Source organism: Desulfosporosinus sp. I2 (assembly GCF_000960765.1).
Classification (GTDB): domain Bacteria; phylum Bacillota; class Desulfitobacteriia; order Desulfitobacteriales; family Desulfitobacteriaceae; genus Desulfosporosinus.
This window is the reverse complement of sequence record NZ_JYNH01000214.1, coordinates 1-5,646: the sequence shown is the minus strand read 5'-3', so window position 1 is coordinate 5,646 and position 5,646 is coordinate 1. Positions and strand designations below refer to the sequence as shown.

Genomic DNA, 5,646 nt, shown 5'->3' with positions numbered 1-5,646 from the left:
ACAGGACGAATCCTATTATGAGAAAGTTGCACTAGGCTTGTTAGTAAAGAATGCTTTAATAGATAATGAGGTAAAAAAGCAAGGAAAAACCGTAACAGCTGATGAAGCTAAATCTTATTTGGAGCAACAGGAGAAATCGATGGACTCGTTACAGGATAGTGACTTTGCCAAGATAACTTACAATAAAACTATTAAAGACAATGGTTTTAGTAACGCATCTGATTACATCAACTCTCCAGGTATAATCAGCATAACTCAGATATTTTTGGGCAGGGGAAAACTAAAAAACTCTATATTACAGTCGATTCCGAAAGGACAGAATGAAGCAACAAAGGCTTGGGATGATTATACTGATAAACTTATAAATCAAGGTAACTACAAAATTTATTTACCAGTTGATATACAAGGTTATCGGCAATTAGAAGAGCAGGTCGTTTTAGGAAAATAGCCTTTTGTAAGCCGAGTGGTTAATTCACTTTATTCTGACAAAGAGCCTTAAGAGTATTTATATATTAATATAGGGGGGAAGTAATGGAATTTTTAATAAGGCCAATAGATATTGGAGATGGCAAAGGTGTAAATGCACTTAGGCGTATGCCAGGAGTGTTTGAAAATATACTTGGCATTCCGTCAGAAAGAGTAAAACGTAATGAAGATTTTATTATAAATATGGACAGCAACCAACACCAATTTGTTGCTGTTACAAAAATTGAAAATGACGAAGAACTCATTATTGGCACAGCGGGTTTAACGGTCAATGCAAATCATCGCACACGACATAGCGGAAATATTGGAATTATGGTTCACAAAGAATATCAGAATATGGGTGTTGGTACTTCTTTAATGAAAGCTTTACTTGATATTGCTGACAATTGGCTGATGCTTATTCGCGTTGAGTTAACAGTCTTTGAAGACAATGAAAGAGCTATTCATCTTTATGAAAAGTTTGGTTTTGATAAAGAAGGGATTAAGCGTCTTGCAGGTATCAGAAACGGCAAATATGAGAATGAATATTTAATGGCAAGGATTAACCCGTTATATTCTAAATGAATGCAAATCTTTAGTTCACTTTGTTATTCTTAGTACATGAAGAATTATAAGAACCTGCAATTCGTACGTACATAATCCATACTTAGTTCGTTCAATAGGATATTACGAGCTAATTTGATACGAAGAAGGAACCTATTATTTGTAACTGGAGGATAAGTCTATGGAGATATGTATAAGAATGGCATTAGACGAGGATATGGACAATTTCGTTGAGTTTGCAGTAAAACTAAGTATTTTTAATGAAACAATCATAGTATTGAATGTAAATATGACGATTATGAACTGGTTTTAAGTTCTATAAGAGAAAGAGCTGAGACAACATTTAAAACCAGAAATGAAGATACTTTAATATTGATTGCAGAAATAGATGGAATACCTTTAGGATATGCCCTGGGGAAGATAGTTGAGCAAGAAGAAACGGCTGATAATGGAACAGGGAAAATGGGATTGTTTGATGAATTGTTTGTCGATGTCAGTGCAAGAGGTTTTGGTATTGGAAGAAAGTTAATAGATAACGTAACTCATTGGATGGAAGAAAAAGGAATAAGTCGAATAAAATTGCATGCTTATTCCTGGAACAATAATGCAAAAAGGTTATATGAAAAGTATGGTTTTAAGGAATACGCTGTTTCCTACGAAAAGTTTATTTGACTATTTCTCATTCTTCTCATATTGTGAATTAATGCAGTTTGAGAGGAAATTAATGGGACTCCCCCATGGTCGTCTCTGAATCTGATATGGGAGATGTTTAAGTGATGAATAACTTGATAAGAATTTTTAGTATCCTTCTAGCTTTATGGATGGTTACTTCAGCGTTGTACAATGTGAATTGGGAGTATCGTGCAGTTTTTATTGCATCCATGGTAGTCTGCCTACTGGTTTTATGGGTCGGCAAACGGAAATTTGGGCTTGATAGGATTCTAAATATAAAAACCTATATATTTACAGGTGGGTTAGTTGTAAGTTTGGCTATTGCCAAAATAGTAGGATGGAACGATTCAAGGGCTATTTCATGTGGTTCGCTTTTCGGTATTGTCATTGGACTCATTTTTTTGTATTCAAATGAATTTTGGATGTATGTAACAACAAAGAAGAAGGATTAGGTTTACGTTGCCCAGCGTGACTCTAACAGAGGGCTTGCAACATCGAAATATGCTTTTGGGGTAGTAACTCAACGTCGTTAATCATTAGTAGTATTTGGAATGATAGCTTTATTTATTTCGCATCGTAGGATAGGTGCACATTTTTAATATTCGTGATACAGAGGAGTGCAATTATGTGCAATTACTATCCCAATAAAAATACAGCGTTAAAGGTTCTTGAACAGGCAAAAGAATTAAATCCAGGGTTGTGGATACAACATTCCGAATTTGTAGCTTTAGCTTGTAAAAATATTGCTGAACATTGTGCAAATCTTGATAGTAATAAAGCATATATTTTAGGGTTGTTGCATGATATAGGTAGACGAGTAGGAATAGTTTCAGAACGTCATACGATTGCTGGATACCAATATTGTATGGAACAAGGCTGGGAGGAAGTTGCTAGAATTTGTCTTACACATTCATTTATGATACAAGATATTCGTACAGCAACAGGAAAGTGGGACGTTACGAAAGAAGAATACGAACTAGCTGAAAGCATTATAAATTTAGCTGTCTATGATGATTATGACTTAATAGTACAATTAAGTGATGCTTTAGCTTTGCCGACAGGATTTTGTTTACTTGAAAAAAGATTTGTTGATGTTGCTTTCAGGTATGGTGTACATGAACATACTGTTGCGAGATGGAAAAGGACAATTGAAATAAAAGACTATTTTGAAAAGAACATGAAGCGTTCAATTTATGATGTGCTTCCTAATGTTAAAGAAAATACTTTTGCCTAAAATTTTTATGTGCAGTTTTGGACAAGAAGGGGTGACTTGCGTTTCATCTCAAAATTGTTCGTTTTGCATATAATGGGATTATGAACTCTGTAATTGGAGGTGGAAAATGAAGAGATGGGTCGTTGGAACAATTTGTTCATTTTTTATAATCTTCGCTTCGTTAGCATCTATGATTCAATTTTCTAACGGATGGACAATAGGGGATTATATTTTCAAGTTCCTAAATCAACCACCCTGGTCGAACGGTTCACCAGTGCCAGGTTTTAGACTGAGGGGAAGAGGGGAAGATAGGCAAACCTCCAAAAGAATAAAACAAGATAATTATGTACAAAAACGGACTGAGGAGTAAATTTTGATTTTGTGACAGATGGGTAGCTAATAAAGTTTAAAAAGTATTAGAAAATCAGTTAGCAGAAGGTAGGTAGAATTAGAGAACTTAGGCGGGAATATAAAGATAATTTCCTTCAGAAATTTTGCTCCCTATATAAGCAGGACATCCAATTTAATCCAAAGCACTTAATTCAACTATGCACTAAAGAGTATTTTAACGCATAGTCAAAAAACATTAGAAGTGGCTCCTAGTAAAAAGGTTAAATCTTCGTTTTAAAAGTTTAATCTCAAACAGTTTAATCGCACAATTCAAAGTGCTCTAGTAGTGTCTCATTAGTTAAATCAGTGAAATCTGTCCATACGTACATACTTAGCCCTATTACTATGGTTTCCGCGGATTGGATGATTTTGTACTAGACCAGACTCTTTGAATCATTACAGATGATTCTGGAGGCTGTTTTTACATGGAAGAAATACTTCAGCCGATTAACCTTAGTTCAGTAGCAAAATGAGCCACACAGAAAAACGGTAGCTGATGACTTGTTGAGTGGAAAACTAACTCGGCAGTAGTTCCTGTCTACAATAAATTTGAAAAAGAGATTACAACAACACTACCACAAATAATAGTCCGATAACTTGATGCTGGCAAAATCAAGCTATTGGGCTATTTTAGCACTACTCCCCCATGGTATTAAATACTCTACTTTACATAATATCTATTATAGGACCCAATAAAATTTATAAGTTACTTCTCCTCTCACCGACTGACGGGCGACATTATTCAAGGAAAGTATTTTGGTATCGGTATCTTCTCTGGGCAGCCATCAACGCAATACTGGCATGCGGTGCATAGGATTGCATGCAAAATAAGTAATTCCTTTCTCAGATAATATCAACTATTTTATTCAAAGCTTCCTGCACCAATACCGTTCGTGCTGATTTTACCGCCTTCATGCGGCAAATTTCTGTATTCCATAAATCCTTGCTCACTTTAGGGTTTTCTGTTCCTCCTCAAATAACTACAATCTGTTCTTTGGTTGGATATAGCCGAAATTTAAAGGCTTTGTGCAAGGCATTACCTCCTCTCTGAAACCTTTTGACTTTCAATATACTGCTTAACAATAGCTAACGGCGCACCTCCAACAGTAGAAATGAATTTAGAGGTAAAAAAAGCTGAATGAAAGTCTCCCTGCGGTCATCCAGCTTTTTCTCTTAAACGGATATCTTTAACTAACTTACGGGTATTACCGATAAAACCGTTCTGGAATCCTGCCTGTTAAATAATAAGAACTTTCAGCGACACCGCAAGATAAAACTCATGTTATTTAAAATTGTTATATTCTTCATCCGTTACGGGTTCCAACCATTCGGCGTCTCCCTTTTGGACATTAGTACTTATCGCGATATGTGTAAACCAGCTATCCGGTGTTGCACCATGCCAATGTTTCACATCCGGTTGGATCTTTACTACATCCCCTTCACGAAGCACCTGTACCGGCTTGCCTTCCTCCTGATAATATCCTTTGCCACCGGTAACAAGCAGAAGCTGGCCACCTGGATGTTTATGCCAATTATTTCTTGCGCCTGGTTCAAAAGTTACATTACCTATCGGGCAATTAAACGTGCTGTCATTAGAGACTAGCATTTCAAGCCATGCTGTCCCTATGAAATAGTCATTCGTAATTTTTTCACCTTTCGGGAAGATTACACTTTCACTTAAATTATTTGATTTATTCATGTTCTATTCTCCTTTTTCATAATACTACTTTCTTGATTGTTAAAGATTCTTACCAAAAAACTCTGTTAACTTGGTTACATCCTGATCCACTTATTTACTATTTACTTCAACGGCCTTGCGGGGATGGACAATCAGCATAACAACGACAACGAGCGCTAGCGCAAGCATTACCGTACCAGCGGTGAGCGAGATCGCGACGCGGTGTGCGAGTAGATCCCGGGCGTCGAGGGTGGCGGAGCCAGCGGCGGCGAATACCGTGACAAGGATCCCGAGTCCGAGGGAACCGCCGAGCTGATGGGCGACGTTGACGAGCCCGGAGGCGGCACCGGCATCTTTTGAGGCAACCCCTGTGATGCCGGAGACGGTGAGGGGACCTAGGGAGGCACCTTGGCCGATACCGATCAGGACCATCGGCAGCGCGATCCCGGTGAGGTAGGAGCTGTCGGCGGAGATGCGGCTAAGCCAGGCCATCCCGATCATCGTAACGGTGACGCCACCGGCGAGCAGACGCGCGTTGCCGAACTGCCGCGTAAACCTCGGAACAGCGATGGCCATTGCGAAGTTGGCGATAGTCATCGGTAGAAAGGCGACGCCGGCCTTAAGCGGACTATACTTGCTGACGCTTTGGAGGAACTGGGTGATG

The 5,646-nt window shown here is 38.3% G+C and carries 6 protein-coding genes and 2 pseudogenes; 5 read left to right on the top strand and 3 right to left on the bottom strand.

From position 1 onward, the window contains the following. The 5 genes and pseudogenes from UF75_RS29500 to UF75_RS24545 all read left to right on the top strand — a co-directional run. Positions 1-448 (top strand): annotated as a pseudogene (locus UF75_RS29500) (hypothetical protein); the annotation flags it as partial. 83 nt (positions 449-531) lie between these two features. Next, positions 532-1,050, top strand: a complete 519-nt coding sequence (locus tag UF75_RS24560) for a GNAT family N-acetyltransferase (protein WP_045577146.1) — start codon at positions 532-534, stop codon at positions 1,048-1,050. Between the two features lie 255 nt (positions 1,051-1,305). After that, complete coding sequence (locus UF75_RS24555; protein WP_082075335.1) at positions 1,306-1,701, top strand: GNAT family N-acetyltransferase; 396 nt, start codon at positions 1,306-1,308, stop codon at positions 1,699-1,701. Between the two features lie 101 nt (positions 1,702-1,802). Continuing rightward, positions 1,803-2,153, top strand: coding sequence for a hypothetical protein (locus UF75_RS24550; protein ID WP_156146607.1), 351 nt, complete (start codon positions 1,803-1,805; stop codon positions 2,151-2,153). 173 nt (positions 2,154-2,326) lie between these two features. Next, positions 2,327-2,935, top strand: a complete 609-nt coding sequence (locus UF75_RS24545; protein WP_045577144.1) for an HD domain-containing protein — start codon at positions 2,327-2,329, stop codon at positions 2,933-2,935. Between the two features lie 1,405 nt (positions 2,936-4,340). On the opposite strand, the pseudogene UF75_RS28755 reads toward UF75_RS24545, so the two are convergent. The 3 genes and pseudogenes from UF75_RS28755 to UF75_RS24530 form a co-directional block, all read right to left on the bottom strand. After that, positions 4,341-4,427: pseudogene (locus tag UF75_RS28755) on the bottom strand (IS200/IS605 family transposase); the annotation flags it as partial. Between the two features lie 159 nt (positions 4,428-4,586). Beyond that, entirely contained in the window at positions 4,587-5,003 is a 417-nt protein-coding gene (locus tag UF75_RS24535) for a cupin domain-containing protein (protein WP_045577142.1), read from the bottom strand. Between the two features lie 90 nt (positions 5,004-5,093). Continuing rightward, on the bottom strand, positions 5,094-5,646 hold a 553-nt coding region (locus UF75_RS24530), incomplete at its 5' end, for an MFS transporter (RefSeq protein WP_045577141.1).

Bases quoted from the DNA above. Each gene is read 5' to 3' on its own strand.
- UF75_RS24560 (WP_045577146.1), top strand. From the start codon at position 532: ATGGAATTTTTAATAAGGCCAATAGATATTGGAGATGGCAAAGGTGTA.
- UF75_RS24545 (WP_045577144.1), top strand. From the start codon at position 2,327: ATGTGCAATTACTATCCCAATAAAAATACAGCGTTAAAGGTTCTTGAA.
- UF75_RS24535 (WP_045577142.1), bottom strand. From the start codon at position 5,003: ATGAATAAATCAAATAATTTAAGTGAAAGTGTAATCTTCCCGAAAGGT.